This window comes from Kitasatospora sp. NPDC094016 (assembly GCF_040304045.1).
GTDB lineage: Bacteria > Actinomycetota > Actinomycetes > Streptomycetales > Streptomycetaceae > Kitasatospora.
Genome location: NZ_JBEOUK010000008.1, coordinates 110,810 through 126,260 on the forward strand (window position 1 = coordinate 110,810; position 15,451 = coordinate 126,260).

General features: G+C 74.6%; 12 protein-coding genes. 9 read left to right on the forward strand and 3 right to left on the reverse strand.

Translation table 11 applies throughout. From position 1 onward, the window contains the following. Positions 1–109: 109 nt before the first annotated feature. Both ABT015_RS10810 and ABT015_RS10815 read left to right on the forward strand, forming a co-directional pair. The gene (locus tag ABT015_RS10810; protein ID WP_350878384.1) at positions 110–343 is read left to right on the forward strand and encodes a hypothetical protein; all 234 of its coding nucleotides are present in this window, start codon (positions 110–112) and stop codon (positions 341–343) included. Positions 344–505: 162 nt separating this feature from the next. Beyond that, the gene (locus tag ABT015_RS10815) at positions 506–1,051 is read left to right on the forward strand and encodes a methylated-DNA--[protein]-cysteine S-methyltransferase (protein ID WP_350878386.1); all 546 of its coding nucleotides are present in this window, start codon (positions 506–508) and stop codon (positions 1,049–1,051) included. Between the two features lie 63 nt (positions 1,052–1,114). Here the strand turns inward: ABT015_RS10815 and ABT015_RS10820 are convergent, their stop codons facing one another. Beyond that, positions 1,115–2,194, reverse strand: coding sequence for an ATP-grasp domain-containing protein (locus ABT015_RS10820; protein ID WP_350878387.1), 1,080 nt, complete (start codon positions 2,192–2,194; stop codon positions 1,115–1,117). A 378-nt stretch (positions 2,195–2,572) separates the two neighbouring features. On the opposite strand from ABT015_RS10820, the gene ABT015_RS10825 reads away from it, so the two are divergent. The 4 genes from ABT015_RS10825 to ABT015_RS10840 all read left to right on the forward strand — a co-directional run bounded on the left by ABT015_RS10825 (position 2,573) and on the right by ABT015_RS10840 (position 8,358). Then, positions 2,573–3,994 (forward strand): family 2B encapsulin nanocompartment shell protein, encoded by a 1,422-nt coding sequence (locus ABT015_RS10825; protein ID WP_350878388.1) that lies wholly within the window; start codon positions 2,573–2,575, stop codon positions 3,992–3,994. 272 nt (positions 3,995–4,266) lie between these two features. Further along, positions 4,267–5,316 (forward strand): family 2 encapsulin nanocompartment cargo protein polyprenyl transferase, encoded by a 1,050-nt coding sequence (locus ABT015_RS10830; protein WP_350878389.1) that lies wholly within the window; start codon positions 4,267–4,269, stop codon positions 5,314–5,316. Between the two features lie 285 nt (positions 5,317–5,601). Next, positions 5,602–6,951, forward strand: coding sequence for a DUF1254 domain-containing protein (locus ABT015_RS10835; RefSeq protein ID WP_350878390.1), 1,350 nt, complete (start codon positions 5,602–5,604; stop codon positions 6,949–6,951). A 72-nt stretch (positions 6,952–7,023) separates the two neighbouring features. Further along, on the forward strand, positions 7,024–8,358 hold the full coding sequence (locus tag ABT015_RS10840; RefSeq protein ID WP_350878391.1) for a DUF1254 domain-containing protein: 1,335 nt from the start codon (positions 7,024–7,026) through the stop codon (positions 8,356–8,358). A 37-nt stretch (positions 8,359–8,395) separates the two neighbouring features. On the opposite strand, the gene ABT015_RS10845 is transcribed toward ABT015_RS10840, so the two are convergent. Continuing rightward, positions 8,396–10,288 (reverse strand): BACON domain-containing protein, encoded by a 1,893-nt coding sequence (locus ABT015_RS10845; protein WP_350878392.1) that lies wholly within the window; start codon positions 10,286–10,288, stop codon positions 8,396–8,398. 150 nt (positions 10,289–10,438) lie between these two features. Here ABT015_RS10845 and radA point away from each other — a divergent pair, with 150 nt between their 5' ends. Together radA and disA are read left to right on the forward strand one after the other, a co-directional pair. Continuing rightward, entirely contained in the window at positions 10,439–11,950 is a 1,512-nt protein-coding gene (gene radA, locus ABT015_RS10850; RefSeq protein WP_350878393.1) for a DNA repair protein RadA, read from the forward strand. 201 nt (positions 11,951–12,151) lie between these two features. Beyond that, a complete protein-coding gene (disA, locus tag ABT015_RS10855; protein WP_350878493.1) occupies positions 12,152–13,210 on the forward strand; it encodes a DNA integrity scanning diadenylate cyclase DisA in 1,059 nt (352 codons plus the stop codon). Between the two features lie 184 nt (positions 13,211–13,394). Here the strand turns inward: disA and ABT015_RS10860 are convergent, their stop codons facing one another. Then, positions 13,395–14,285 carry a hypothetical protein gene (locus tag ABT015_RS10860; protein WP_350878394.1) on the reverse strand — a complete coding sequence of 297 codons (891 nt, stop codon included), beginning with the start codon at positions 14,283–14,285 and terminating at the stop codon, positions 13,395–13,397. Positions 14,286–14,551: 266 nt separating this feature from the next. Here ABT015_RS10860 and ABT015_RS10865 point away from each other — a divergent pair, with 266 nt between their 5' ends. Further along, positions 14,552–15,427: an HhH-GPD family protein gene (locus ABT015_RS10865; RefSeq protein ID WP_063351300.1), complete on the forward strand. Its 876-nt coding sequence runs from the start codon at positions 14,552–14,554 to the stop codon at positions 15,425–15,427. Positions 15,428–15,451 lie beyond the last annotated feature (24 nt).

Here is a 15,451-nt window from a genome sequence, read left to right on the forward strand (position 1 = left end):
CCGGAGCGCGACCAGGTCCGGCCGCCGCACCCCCGCCGCCCGCGGCGGGCGCCGCGGCCGGACCGGTCGTACGGTGGAGGGAGCGGGGGTGGACGGAGGAGGTTTGACCATGCCCGGTTCGCTCACCATCAGCCACCACGAGTCCGCGGCCACCCTGGACCGTACGGACGCCGAGCGGCTCGCCACCGTACTGGCGGAGTTGGCGTACCTGCTGGAGATCCCGGGGCCGAACCGGATCAACGACGCGCAGCTCGCCCTGCTGTGCGAGGGCCGGGCGCCGGACCGCGCCGAGCTGTCGCACTGGTCCCGGGCGCTCGCGGCCGAGCTGAAGGGGCGGCGCTGACGGCCCTGGCGCCCGCCGCAACCGGCGGCCCCGGTGCCTGCCGACGCCGAAGGCGCGCCGCCCCGCCCGCCGTACGATGGCGTGCGGGGCGGGCGGACGTCGCGCGCCCCGCGGGCGCCGGAGTGGCCGGCGGCCGGTCCGGCGGAGGGTGGGGGCCCGAGCGTGCCGCAGTCCTGGTCGATGTCCTGGCTGACCGTGGAGACGCCGCTGCCGAGCGGCCCGATGCACATCGCCGTGACGCCGCTGGGCGTGGCGGCGGCCGGGTACGGCGGGCGGGACGGCGAACTGCCGCCGTGCACCGACGCGTCGAAGACCGCCGCCGTCCGGGACCGGATCGGCGCCTATCTGGCGGGCCGCAGCCGTGAGTTGGGCCTGCCGATCGACTGGAGCCTGAGCTCCGGCCCGCACCGCACCGTGCTGCGCACGCTCTGGCAGGAGGTGCCGTACGGCCGGACCATCACCTACGGCGAACTGGCGGCCCTCAGCGGGGTGTTCGAGGACGTGGCCGAGCCCGGCCTGGCGGCGCGGACGGTCGGCCAGATGATGGCCGCCAATCCCGTCGCCCTGCTGGTGCCCTGCCACCGGGTGGTGGCGGCGGACGGGATCGGCGGCTTCGGCGGCGGCCGGGTGGGGATCGACGTGAAGCGCTGGCTGCTCACCCTGGAGGGTGTGCTGGAGCCGACGCTCGACTGGAACGGCCCGCTGTAGCACCGGGGTTACCACGCGGCGGAGCCGTGTTCCCCGCACGAGCCGCCCGCCGTCGCGTCCGGGCTACCGCTGCCGGACGAGGGAGACCGGGGCGGGCGCCCGGCGCGGCCGCACCGGCTGGATGCCGGAGACCAGCGTGTACTCGACGCCGTGCACGGCCGGATCCACCCCGGTGGGCTCCGGCCGTTCGCCGAGTGCCAGCCGGACGGCGTCCCAGGGCAGGTTGAGGCCGCACAGCCGCAACTGGTGGAGCCCGGCGGCGGGCCGGGTGTTGACGTCGATCACCACCGGTCGCCCGGCCAGTTCGCGGAACTGGATGTTGGACAGGTACGCCATCCGGCCGGCCCCGACCAGGCGCCGGACCGGCTCCAGGTACCGCGGATCGGTGGTGAAGCCGCGCCGGCGGCCCGCCTTGGTGCGGCCGACCACGGTGAGCGGGTGGCCGTCCCGGTCGGCGAGGCAGTCCATCGAGACCTCCGGCCCGTCCAGGTAGGGCATCACCAGCAGGTCGACGGGCTCGTCCCCCTCGCTCCCCGCGTCCGGTCGGGCGGACAGGGCGGCGGCCACCTGCTCGACCTGGACCCGGTGGTCCCAGCCGTGAAGCCGCCGCGGCCCGTACGGCTCCCGGGTGAGCACCCGGAAGCCCGCGCCGCCCGCGCCGGTGGTGGGTTTGAGGCAGGCGGTGTGCCCGGCGGCCTCGATCCGGTCGACGGCGTCGAGCAGTTCGTCGGCGGTGCGCACCCGCCACCAGGGCGGGGTGGGCAGTCCGGCGGCGGCGATCGCCCGGTAGCCGTCGGCCTTGCTGGTGTAGGTGGCGACGGCGGTGGCCGGCGGGCAGAGCAGGGTGGTGCCGATCGCCTCGAACTCCGGCCGGGCGAGGGCGATGGCGAGTTGGTGCAGCTGCGGGAGGAAGACGGTTATGGAGTGTCGGGCGCAGTAGTCGAGCGCGTAGCCGACGTAGGCGTCGGCGGGCAGGTCGGCGGGTTCCAGGGTGCCGTGGTCGGCGGCGGCGAGCACCGGGGAGTCGGGGTCGGCGTGGGTCGCATGGACCGTCACCGGGCTTGGCGCGGTGCGGAGTTGTTCGATGAAGAAGACGTTCTCGGCGTAGGTGCGGTTGAGCCAGACGCGGACGGGGGCTGTCAAGACTGCCTCCCAGGGCATGAGATGACGAATGGTCAGGGCTCGCGGTCGGCCGTGCTCGTCAACTGGCCTGGCGGCCCTGTGAGGTGGCACCTTAGCGGCCGGCTCCCCGGGCCCGGACGGGAGGGGCGCCGGGTGTGCGGGCGTCAAGGGGTGGCGACGGAGGGGGTGCCGATGGGGGAAGATGGGAGGCGGTATTCCCGATAAGTTCGAATAATCAGTCGAACAGATATCGATCGGGTGATCCAGTCGTACTATTTGTTCGGTTATCCCGAACCACTCGAACGAGTGATTGCGGCATGCACCCGAATGGGCCCACCATGAAGCTGCAACATGAATGTGCAAGGCGACACTTCATCGGGCATGCGAAGGGCTCCCCTTATGTCGACCGAAACCAATGCCGGTGTTCCCGCGCCCAGCGCGCAACCGGAGATCCGGCAGCAGCAGAGTCTGAGCACGGCGGGTGCGCGGAACCTCGCCACGACCACCAAGTCCGCGCCGCAGATGCAGGGCATCAGCCCGCGCTGGCTGCTCAGGAAGCTGCCCTGGGTGCAGGTGTCCGGCGGTACCTACCGGGTCAACCGCCGCCTGCGCTACTCGGTCGGCCGCGGTCGGGTGAGCTTCGTCAAGACCGGCTCCGAGGTGCGGATCGTCCCGCCGACGCTGGCCGAGGTGCCGGTGCTGCACGGCTTCCAGGACGAGGCCGTCCTGACGGAGCTGGCCGGGCGCTTCGTCCAGCGGGAGTTCGCCGCCGGCGACGTACTGGTCTCCGCCGGTTCGGCGATCAACGAGGTCTTCCTCATCGCGCACGGCAAGCTCGAACGGCTCGGCACCGGCAAGTACGGCGAGGAGACGGTGGTCGGCACCCTCGCCGACGGCGACCACCTCGGCGACGAGGCCCTCCAGCAGGAGGAGGGCACCTGGCCGTACACCGTCCGGGCCGCCACCTCCGGCACCGTGATGGCGCTCTCCTGGCCCGCCTTCCAGGAGCTCCACGACCGCTCCGAGGCCCTGCAACTGCAGGTCATCGAGTACCTGAACGGCTTCCAGCAGGCGCAGAACAAGCACGGCGAGGCCGCGATCGACGTCTCCGCCGGCCACCGGGGCGAGTACGAGCTGCCCGGCGCCTTCGTGGACTACGAGCTCAAGCCCCGCGAGTACGAGCTGAGCGTCGCGCAGACCATCCTCAAGGTGCACTCCCGCGTCGCCGACCTCTACAACCAGCCGATGAACCAGACCGAGCACCAGCTCCGGCTGACCATCGAGGCGCTGCGCGAGCGCCAGGAGCACGAGCTCGTCAACAACCCCGAGTTCGGCCTGCTGGAGAACGCCGCGTACGACCAGCGGATCCAGACCCACTCCGGCCCGCCCACCCCGGACGACATGGACGAGCTGCTCAGTCGCCGCCGCGGCACCAAGATGTTCCTCGCCCACCCCAAGGCCATCGCCGCCTTCGGCCGAGAGTGCAACAAGCGCAGCCTCGTCCCGGGCACGGTCGAGGTCGAGGGCAAGCACGTCACGGCCTGGCGCGGGGTGCCGGTCTTCCCGTGCAACAAGATCCCGATCGTCGGCGGGCACACCAGCTCGATCATGGCGCTGCGCGTCGGCGAGGACAACCAGGGCGTCGTCGGCCTGCACCAGACCGGAATTCCGGACGAGTACCAGCCGAGCCTTTCGGTGCGGTTCATGGGAATCGACGACAAGGCCGTCATTTCCTACCTGGTCAGCGCCTATTACTCCGCCGCGATTCTCGTCCCGGACGCGGTCGGCGTCCTGGAGAACGTGGACGTCGCGCAGCGCTAGGCGCTGCCCGGGGCGCGGCTCCGTCATTCCGGCCGGGCGCGCGATATCCGGGCGCGCGCCCAGGCCCGGGGCCGGGCACCGACCGACCGGAGCCGGTCGGAATTCCACGCCGCCCGGCCGGGGCACCCACACCCCGGCCGGGCGGTGCGCCGCGGCACGTCCGGAAAGCGGGCCGGCCGTCGACCGACCCTGCCAACCGACCGGGTCGGCCGACCCACGACCGGCCCCTCACACCAGGCCGCCTCACCGCAGGCCGACAGGGGGAGAAACCCATGACGAGCTCCACACTGGAGCGGGACCACAAAGAGGGGAACGAGGCGGCGGACGTCCTCGCCCGGGCCCGCAACCTGGTCGACCCGGTCCTGCGGGCCGCCGTCGACTCACTGCCCGGCGCGATGCGCAAGGTCGCCGGCTACCACTTCGGCTGGTGGGAGGCGGACGGCTCGCCCGTCGAGGCCCCCTCCGGCAAGGCGATCCGGCCCGCCATGGTCCTCGCCGCCACCCAGGCGCTCGGCGGCACGACCGCCGAGGCCACCGCCGCGGCCGCCGCCGTCGAGCTGGTGCACAACTTCACGCTGCTCCACGACGACGTCATCGACCGGGACGAGACGCGCCGCCACCGGCCCACCGCCTGGCGGGTGTTCGGCACCACCGAGGCCATCCTGGCCGGGGACGCCATGCACTCGCTGGCACTGCGTCTGCTCGCCGAGGACGCCCACCCGGCCGCCCGTGGTTCGGTCCGCCGACTCACCGACTGCGTGGTCGAGCTGTGCGAGGGCCAGCAGATCGACTGCGCCTTCGAGCAGCGCAGCGACGTCTCGCTCGCCGAGTGCCTGGCGATGGCGGAGGCCAAGACCGGCGCCCTGCTCGGCGCCGCCTGCGCGATGGGGGCCCTGTACGGCGGCGGGTCGGAGGAGGCCGCACAGGCGATGGACGGCTTCGGCCGGGAGATCGGCCTGGCGTTCCAGCTGATCGACGACCTGATCGGCATCTGGGGCGATCCGGCGGTGACCGGCAAGCCGGTGGGCGCGGACCTGGTCGCCCGGAAGAAGTCGCTGCCGGTGGTCGCGGCGCTGGGCTCCGGCACCCCCGAGGGGGCCCGGCTCGCCGGGCTGTACGCCCTCGAACGCCAGCTCAGCCCTGAGGAGTTGGCGCAGTGCGCGGCGTCCGTCGAAGGCGCGGGCGGCCGCGGCTGGGCGCAGGGCGAGTCCTGCGAGCGGATGGCGGCGGCGATGGCGCAGCTGGCCACGGCCGTCCCGGAGCCGTCGGCGGCCGACGAACTGCTGGTGCTGGCCGAACTGGTCACCCGCCGCAGCCACTGACCGGGCTGGTCCGACCGGACTCGGCCGGCCGGACTCGTCGGGAGCGGGAAGTCGGCCGGCCCGACTTCCCGCTCCGCGCCCGGCGCCTCAGCGTCGGTAGCCGGTAGCCGGTAGCCGGTAGCCGGTAGCCGGTAGGCGGTCGTCGGCGGGCGCCCGGGAAGCATCGGGCCACCCGACATGCTGACCCGCCCCGCCCCGCATAGCATCCCCTATGTATGCGTATGTCCAGAATTCCGGTGCGCGCCCGCGCCACCGGCCTTCCGTGCACTGGGGAGAGCGACGAGCATGGCCAACCCGGCACTCGTGGACCCGGCCACGATCCGCGCGACCGCCGCCGAGGCCTGGATCCGTGCCTACCCGATCCTGCGGAACTACCGCGCCCTGTACGCGCAGGCACTGGACGACGCGGACCCGGGGTACGTCGGCGGCTTCGGCGTCTTCCGCCACCGCTCGCAGCCGTTCACCCCGGCCGACACCGACGTCGCCGCCCCCGACAACGACACCCCGCACTCCTGGGCCTGGCTCGACCTGCGCGCCGAGCCGTGGGTGGTGTCCGTCCCGGCCACGGACCGCTACTACGTCCTCCCGCTGCACGAACTCGACACCGTGTACGCCGGGTTCGTCGGTGCCCGGAGCACCGGCCAGGAGGCCGGCGACTACCTGGTGGCCGGCCCCGACTGGCGGGGCGAGCCCCCGCCCGGCGTCCGGGGCGTGCTCCGCACCGCCACCCGCCTGGTCGGCATCCTCGGCCGCACCCACCTCACCGGCGACACCCCCGCGGACGTCGCCGAACTGAAGGCCGTCCAGCAGCAGTACCGGCTGCGCCCGCTGCACGAGTACGCCGGCACCCCGGCGCCCGCCCCCGCGCCGGAGCCGGTCTGGCCGGTCTGGCGCGAGGAGGTGCTGGACACCGTCGAGTTCCTCGGCTTCCTCGACTTCCTGCTCGGCTTCTTCCCGCTCCGCGGGCCCGTCGAGCTGCCGCCCGACGAGGTCGACCTGCGCGGCCGCCTCACCGATCTCGGCATCGACGGGCGCGGCGAGTTCGAGCCCGCCACGCTGCCGATCGAGGTTCGGGCCGAGATCGAGCGCGGCATCGCGGACGGCCGCGCACGGCTGGAGCGCGCCGCCGCCGAATCCGAACCCACCAGCCCGGCCGCACTCTTCGGCACCCGTGAGCGGATCGGCGGGGACTTCCTCCGCCAGGCCCTCGGCGCCAGGCTCGGCCGCTACGGGCTGCCCGCCGAGGAGACCTGGTGCGGCGGTTGGGCGGCGGACAGCGCGGGCAACCGGCCGCCGAACGCCAGCGACCGCGACTACGTCGTCCGCTTCGGCCCGGACGCCCTGCCGCCGGCCCGGTACTTCTGGTCCGCCACCATGTACGCGCTCCCGGACCGCCTGCTGGTCGACAACACCCTGGACCGCTACGCGATCGGCGACCGCACCCCCGGACTGGTCCGCGACCCGGACGGCGGGCTCACCCTCCACCTCCGGCACAAGCGGCCCGCCGACGCCCAGCACTCCGCCAACTGGCTGCCCGCCCCGGACGGCCCGTTCACGGTCGTCGTCCGGCTGCGCGGCCCGGACCGGTCCGTCCTCGACGGCCGCTGGCGCCTCCCGCCGCTCGACCCGAGCTGACCCGCGGCGCAGAGATCCGCACCGCAGAGACCGTGCCGCAGAGAACGCGCCGACCGGACGAAGGACACCCCGATGAACCACCCCGAGCTGGAGGCCCTGGCCGCCGACGCCTACGTCTACGGCTACCCGCTCGTCGCCGACCTCACCATGGTCGAGCGCTTCTCCAGGGGCGGCCTGGGCACCCTGCCGGCGGCGTCGTTCAACCACTTCAGCCACGCCACCCGGCTGGCCGGGCCCAAGGACCACTTCGTCTCGGTCAACAACGACACCCTCTACTCGATCGCCCAGCTCGACCTCTCCGAAGGCCCGCAGGTGCTGCGCGTCCCGGACACCGCGGGCGCCTACTACGTGCTGCAGGTCGTCGGCGCGTGGACGGACAACGTCGCCTACGTCGGCAGCCGTGCCACCGGCACCGGCGAGCAGACCTGGCTGATCGTCCCTCCCGGCTGGCACGGCACCCCGCCCGACCCGTCCCGGGTGATCGAGACGCCGACCACGGTGGCGACCATCGTCGGTCGCTTCGCCTGCACCGGGCCGGACGACCTCCCCCGGGTCAAGGCCCTCCAGAAGGCCCTCACCCTGGAGCCGCTGGAGCCCGGCGGGCTGGTCGCCGGACTGCCCGAGCCCGACCCGGAGGTGCCCGAGCGGCTGGCCTTCTTCGAGCGGCTCCGGGTCTGGATGCAGGCCTTCCCGCCGGCCGCCCCGGACGTCGAGTACCAGCAGCGCTTCGCCCCGCTCGGCCTGCTCGACGAGGGCATCTCGCCGTACCGCGCGACCGCCGCGGACTGGACCCTCGCGCTGGCCAAGGGACTGGCCGCCGGCCGCGAACGGGTCGAGGACGCCACCCGCCCGCCCGAGGACCACCCGCCCGGCGAGTGGCGCTCGGCGCTCCACCTGTTCGACTACAACATCGACCACCTGGGCCCCGGCACCCTCGACGACCCCGAGTGGCGCATCCCCGACCGCCGCGCCGGCTACCTCAGCCGGGCCGCCGCCGCCCGGGCCGGCCTCTGGGGCAACCACGCCTACGAGGCCTCGTTCGCGATGACCTACGACGACTCCGGCGGCCGCCCGCTCAGCGGCGCGCACCGCTACACGCTGCGGTTCGACCAGCCGCCGCCCGCCGAGGCGTTCTGGTCCGTCACGATGTACGCGCTGCCGGACTACTACCTGGTGGACAACCCGATCGAGCGCTACGCGATCGGCGACCGCACCCCGGGCCTGGTGTACGGCGAGGACGGTTCGCTCACCCTGACGCTCCAGCACGAGCAGCCCGAGGACGAGGTGGAGGCGGCCAACTGGCTGCCCGCCCCGGTCGGCGAGTTCCGGCCGATCATCCGGCTCTACCAGCCGAAGGCGGCCGTGCTGGACGGCAGTTACCGGGTGCCGCCGATCGACCGGAGCTGACCGCCGTCGCCGGGCACGGACGCCGACCGCCGGACGCTCAGTGCGAGGCCGGGGTCGCGGTGCCCGTCGCCGAACCCGTCGGGGTACCCGAGGACGGGTGCGCGGACGCCGACGCCGACGCCGACGCCGACGCCGAGGAGGACGCCGACGGCGAGGGAGCGCCGGACGACGGCGACCCCGACGGGGACGGGGACGGAGCCGCCGTGGCCGTCCCCGACGGCTGCGGGGAACTGCTCGGCTGCGGGTCCGCCGTGGCCGACGCCGATGCCGACGCCCCCGGGGCGGCGGGGGAGGAGACCGAGCCGCCCCGGTTGTGCGGTCCGCCCTCCAGGGTGACGACCGCCTGCGAGGGTGGCAGCGCGATCCGGGCGGTCCAGTGCGTCGCGGGCGCGAGGTCCTCGTCCACGGTGACGGTCACGGTGATCCGCTGGCCCGGTGCGAGGGTGCCGGAGTCGCGGCTGAGCCGCAGCCAGGCGGCGTCCGTCACGGCGTGCCAGTGGATCTCGGTGGTGCCGGAGTCGGTGAGGGTGAGGATGGTCCGGCTGCCGTACTCGGCGGCCTCGACGGTGAGCAGCCCGGCCGGGGCCGGTTCGGCGCTGCCCGGGCCGCCTCCGGGCGCGGGTGCCCGTCCGACGGCGGGGGCGGGTGCGGCGACCAGGGCCGGACTGCCGATCGGGGTCGCCCCGCGGGCCGGTACCGGGACCGCCGGGCCCTGGAGGGTCAGCCGTGGAAAGCCGAGGGGCAACGTTTCTGCACCGATCGCCCCGGCACCCACCGTCCCCGCCCCCGCCAGCTCCATCCCCGGCACCCCCGGCACCCCCGGCATCCCCGGCATCCCCGTGCCCGCCGGTGCGCCCGCCGTCGGCCACGGCTTCGACGGCTGCTGCCCGCCCGTCCGCCCGGCCTCCTCCACCCGCACCGCGGACACCGCGGCCGCCGTCCCCGACCCGCTGCTCCGGTGCCCCGCCCACAGGGCGACCACCGGAGCCGCCAGGACGGCCGCGAGCACCCCGGTGGTCACCACCCGCCGACGCACCGCCAGTGCCCGGCCCGCGTCCGGCGCCCGGTGCCGGGGGAAGCCGCCCTGGTCGAACCGCAGCCCCGACTCGGCCGCCGGCACCGCCTTCGCCCGCCGCACCGCACCGACCGCCGACGGCAGGTGGCCGATCACCGACGCCAGGTACGCCGCTCCCTCGCCTCCCTCGCCCGAGGGCGCCGGAGCGGGGGCGGGAGCCGCCAGCAGCGGCAGCCCGGACATCCCCGCCGCGCCCTCCCGCACCTCGCCGGCCACCCGCCCCGCCGTCCCCCGGCAGGTCGGGCAGTCCACCACGTGCTGCACCAGCTCCCGGCGCAGCGCCGGGCCGAGCACCCAGTCCCGCCAGGACTCCGCCCCGGCCCCGCCGAGCCGGTCCAGCTCCGGGCAGCTGCCCACCCCGAGCACCAGCAGCGCCGCCCTGGTCCGGGCCACCTCGGCCTCGGCGGCGGCGAGCAGCGCGCGGGTCCGCTCGAACGGCAGGCCCAGCACCGCCGCCACCTCGTGCGGGGTCAGCCGGTGGCGGACGGACAGCTCCAGCGCCTCGCGCTGCTCCGGGTCGGTGCCGGCCGCCTCCGGCCAGGCGAGTGAGGCCAGCTCACGCCGCCGCCGGGCCGCCTCGGCCTCGGTCGGCTCCGCCGTGGCGTCCCGCCCGGCGCCGTCCGCGAGCCGCCGCAGGCAGCAGTACCGGGCCAGCGAGAACAGCCAGGCCCGGACCAGCCCGGGCTCGGTCAGCCGGGCACCGTGCCGCCGTGCCAGCTCGCGGGCCTCGCGCAGGGCGCCGGTGGCCGCGTCGTGCTCGCACAGCACCGAGAGGCAGTAGGTGAACAGGCCGTCCACCTGCCGGTCGTACGCCGCCGGCACGGCGGCCGGCGGCCCTTCAGTACGCGTTGTCACCCGTCCGACGGTAGAGACGGCGGGCGGCGCACCCCGGCCGTTCGCCGTGTATGTACTTCTTTCGGGTAACAACATCGCCCATCTGTGTGGGTTTGGGCCCGGCTCCGGTGGAGCAGGGCGTTGTCGGACCCAGGCGCTACGGTGGGCCGCATGGCTGCCCGTACCAAGACCACCGCCAAGCCGCGCCCGGCGTACCGCTGCACCGAGTGCGGCAACCAGTTGCCCAAGTGGGTCGGCCGCTGCCCGGAGTGCAACGCGTGGGGCACGGTCGAGGAGTACGGCGCGGTGCCGATCCGGACGACGGCCGCGGGCCCGGTCAGCTCGCCGGCCCGTCCGATCGGTCAGGTGGACGGCCAGGTCGCGACGGCCCGCTCGACGGGCGTGCCGGAGCTGGACAGGGTGCTCGGGGGAGGGCTGGTCCCCGGCGCGGTCGTCCTGCTGGCCGGCGAGCCCGGCGTCGGCAAGTCCACCCTGCTGCTGGACGTCGCGGCCAAGGCCGCCACCGACCGGCACCGCACGCTCTACGTCACCGGCGAGGAGTCGGCCGGTCAGGTCCGGCTGCGCGCGGACCGGATCAACGCGCTCTCCGAGCACCTCTACCTCGCCGCAGAGTCCGACCTCGGCGCGGTGCTCGGGCACATCGACGCGGTCAACCCCGGCCTGCTGATCCTGGACTCGGTGCAGACCATCGCCTCCGCCGAGCTGGACGGCGCCCCCGGCGGTCCGGCCCAGGTCCGCGAGGTGGCGGGCGCGCTGATCCGGGTGTCCAAGGAGCGCGGCATGGCGACGCTGCTGGTCGGCCACGTCACCAAGGACGGCCAGATCGCCGGTCCGCGCCTGCTGGAGCACCTGGTGGACGTGGTGCTCAGCTTCGAGGGAGACCGGCACGCCCGGCTGCGACTCATCCGCGGGATCAAGAACCGCTACGGCGCCACCGACGAGGTGGGCTGCTTCGAGCTGCACGACGAGGGCATCGTCGGCCTGGCCGATCCGTCCGGCCTCTTCCTGACCAGGCGTGACAAGCCCGTCCCGGGCACCTGTCTCACCGTCACCCTGGAGGGCAAGCGCCCGCTGGTGGCGGAGGTGCAGGCGCTGATGGTGGATTCGCAGATCCCGTCCCCGCGGCGCACCACCTCGGGCCTGGAGTCGCCCCGGATCGCGATGATCCTGGCCGTGGTGGAGCGGCACGGCGGGGTGAAGCTCGGCAAGCAGGACATCTACACCGCGACGGTGGGCGGGGTGAAGCTGAGCGAGCCGTCCGCCGACCTCGCGATCGCGCTCGCGGTGGCCAGTTCCTCCTCGGACACCCCGCTGCCCAGCAACCTGGTGGCGATCGGCGAGGTCGGCCTGGCGGGCGAGGTACGGCGGGTGACGGGGGTGCAGCGGCGGCTCGCCGAGGCGCACCGGCTGGGCTTCACGCACGCCCTGGTCCCGCCGGATCCGGGCAAGGTGCCGCCGGGCATGAAGGTGGTCGAGGTGGCCGACATCGGCGAGGCGCTGCGGGCCATCCCGGGCCGCCGCCGGGCCGCCGCCAAGCCGCGTGCCGAGGCGCGTGCTGAGGCGCCGTCGGCGCCGCCGGCCCCGCGCGCGGCCCGGGTCGTCGCGCACCCGGAGGAGCTGATGGAGGGCTGGGAGCCGCTCGACTCCGACGAACTGCGCTGACCCAAGCCCTGTCGATGCCGCACGCAGTTAGACTTTCCCCAGTCTCATTGGCCAGAAGGCAGTACCGAGCGGTACTGAGCGACAGAGCAACAGACCGCGGACCGGCGCACGGCGCGAGGCGCGCGGCACGGGGTCGACCGGAGGAGTCACGTGGCAGCCAGCGACCGGGGGGCGGACAAGGCCTCCCGTGAGGAGGCCCTGCTGCGGGCCTCCCTCAGTGCCATCGCACCCGGCACGGGGCTGCGCGACGGCCTGGAGCGGGTGCTCCGGGCCAACACCGGCGGCCTGATCGTGCTCGGTTTCGACAAGACGGTCGAGTCGATCTGCACCGGCGGCTTCGTCCTGGACGTCGAGTTCACCGCGACCCGGCTGCGCGAGCTGTGCAAGCTGGACGGCGCGGTGGTGCTGGACAAGGACATCACCAAGATCGTCCGGGCCGGTGTGCACCTGATGCCGGACTCCACCATCCCCACCGACGAGACCGGCACCCGCCACCGCACCGCGGAGCGGGTCAACCGGCAGACCGGCTTCCCGGTGGTGGCGGTCTCGCACTCGATGCGCCTGATCGCGATGTACGTCAACGGCATCCGCCGGGTGCTGGAGGACTCCACCACCGTCCTGTCCCGCGCCAACCAGGCGCTGGCCACCCTGGAGCGCTACAAGCTGCGTCTGGACGAGGTGGCCGGCACGCTGTCCGCGCTGGAGATCGAGGACCTGGTGACGGTCCGGGACGTCACCGCCGTCGCCCAGCGGCTGGAGATGGTCCGGCTGATCGCCACCGAGATCGCCGGCTACGTGCTGGAGCTCGGCATCGACGGCCGGCTGCTCTCGCTCCAGCTGGACGAGCTGATCGCGGGCGTGGAGCCGGAGCGCGAACTGGTCGCCCGGGACTACTTCCCGGAGCGGGCCGCCAAGAAGGGCCGGACGGTCAACGAGGTGCTGGCCGACCTGGAGGCGCTCACCCACGCCGAGCTGCTGGACCTTCAGACGGTCGCCAAGGCGCTCGGCTACTCGGGCTCCCCGGAGTCGCTGGACTCGGCGGTCTCGCCGCGCGGCTACCGGCTGCTGGCGAAGATCCCGCGCCTGCCCAACACGGTGATAGAGCGCCTGGTCGAGCACTTCGGCGGCCTGCAGAAGCTGCTCGCCGCCAGCATCGACGATCTGCAGACGGTCGAGGGCGTCGGCGAGACCCGGGCCCGCTCGGTCCGCGAGGGCCTGTCCCGGCTCGCCGAATCGTCCATCCTGGAGCGCTACGTCTGACCCGGCGCCACGTCCGGTCCGACGCACCGCCGCGCACGGCCCCCGGGGAACGCCCCGGGGGCCGTCGCGCTTCCCGCCGCGCCATCCCCGACCGACGCCCCGACCGGCGCACCCTGGGCGGCCCGTGAGGCGCCGAAGCCCCCGGCCGCGTCGGCCGGGGGCTTCGAGTCGAGTTGAGGGGGGCTCAGCTGTCCAGGCGGATCGAGGAGCGTGCCGAGACCTGGCCGCCGGAGAGCCCGGTGAGGTCGGCGACCACCAGGTAGGTGCCCGCCGCGGGGGGCGCCGGGTCGGCGGTGGCGCACTGCGGCTTGCTGCGGCTGCGGTCCCAGGTGAAGGTCTCGGTCAGGCCGTTGTTGGCCGGGATCTGCACCCAGCTGCTGCCGCGGTCGGACGGGCAGTCGCCGGAGGACCAGACCCGGTCGCCGTTGCTGGCGGTCACGGTGATCGCGGAGGCCGTCCGGCCCAGGTCCACCCGGCAGTTGGCGCCGGAGGCGTTCTTCACGGTGAGCGAGAGCCGCGGCTTGTCCTTGGGCTGGTACGAGTTCTGCGCGCTGGCCAGCTCCAGGGTGACCTGCGCGGAGACGCAGACCGGAAGCGCCATCACCTCGGGCGTGTTCACCACCGGGGCACCACCGCCCGAGCCGCCGGAGCCGCCCGCGCCGCCGGAACCGCCGGCCGCCGCGCCGCCCGCCGCCGCACCGCCACCCGTGCCACCGCCGGTGGCGGGAGCCGGGTTGGCGCCGCCGCCGGTGCCGCCGGTGCTGAGGCTGACCTCGCCGCCGCCGGAGCCGGCCACCGGGCCGCCGCTCGCGTTGCCGCCGCTGCCGCCGCCTGGGCGCGCCGCGGGGCCGCTCGGCGACGCACCGGGCGTGATGGACTGGGCGGGGGTCTGGCTCTGGGACGGAACGGCCTGCGCGGCCTTGCTCGATGAGCCGCCGTCACCGCCCCCATCCTGATCGATCATCAGCCAGGCGATCAGGGCGGCGACGAGCACGACGGCGACGAGCACGACGACGCGCCGACGCCAGTAGATCGAGGCCGGCAGCGGTCCCACGGGTTGACGCAGAGAGGGCACGCCCAAACTCTACGAGACTGTGTGTGCCGCTTGACGCACCAACACCGCACAGTCGCCCCTTCCTTCACATGATCCGCCATTTGCGCCGTTCGAGGGAGGTCCGAAGCGGTGGTTCTCCGGGAGATCCGCAGGGGTATCCGGAGTTCTTCTCTCCGCTTCGGTCGTGCCCGTCGACATGGGAGGATCGAAGGGCCATGGCTGCCATCACCGTCACCCCCGCCCCCGTCCCCCCGGCAGGCGCCGCGCCGGACGCCGTCCGGCCGCCGATGCCGCTGCCGCTGCTGCACGCGACCGTCCTCGACTGGTACGAGGCCGACAAGCGCGACCTCCCCTGGCGGACGCCCGAGGCGACGCCCTGGGCGATCATGGTGAGCGAGTTCATGCTCCAGCAGACTCCGGTGAAGCGGGTGCTGCCCGCCTGGGAGGCGTGGCTGACCCGCTGGCCCACCCCGGCCGACCTCGCGGCCGACGCGCCCGGCGAGGCGGTCCGGATGTGGGGCCGGCTCGGCTACCCGCGCCGCGCGCTGCGGCTGCACGCGGCCGCGGTGGCGATCACCGAGGAGCACGGCGGCGAGGTGCCGGACGACCACGCCACCCTGCTCTCGCTGCCCGGGGTGGGGGAGTACACGGCCGCCGCGGTCGCCTCCTTCGCCTTCCGCCAGCGGCACGTGGTGCTGGACACCAACGTCCGCCGGGTGTTCGCCCGCGCGGTGTCCGGCGTCGAGTACCCGGCCCAGGCCACCACGGCCGCCGAGCGCCGGACGGCGACGGCGCTGCTGCCCGACGACGCCGAGACCGCGGCCACCTGGGCGGTCGGCGTGATGGAGCTGGGTGCGCTGGTCTGCACCGCGCGCGGCCCGGAGTGCGGGGGCTGCCCGCTGTTCGCCCACTGCGCCTGGCAGCGGGCCGGCCGCCCGCCGTACGAGGGCCCGGCCCGGCGCGGCCAGACCTACGAGGGGACGGACCGGCAGGTGCGCGGCAAGCTGCTCGCGGTGCTGCGGGAGTCGCACGGCTCGGTGCCGCAGGCCCGGCTGGACGCGGTCTGGCCGGACGCGGTCCAGCGGGCCCGGGCGTTGGACGGCCTGGTCGCGGACGGCCTGGTGGAGCCCGTCGAGCAGGGCGTCTACCGGCTTCCCCAGTAGTCGGCCACGAACGCGGGACGGCGC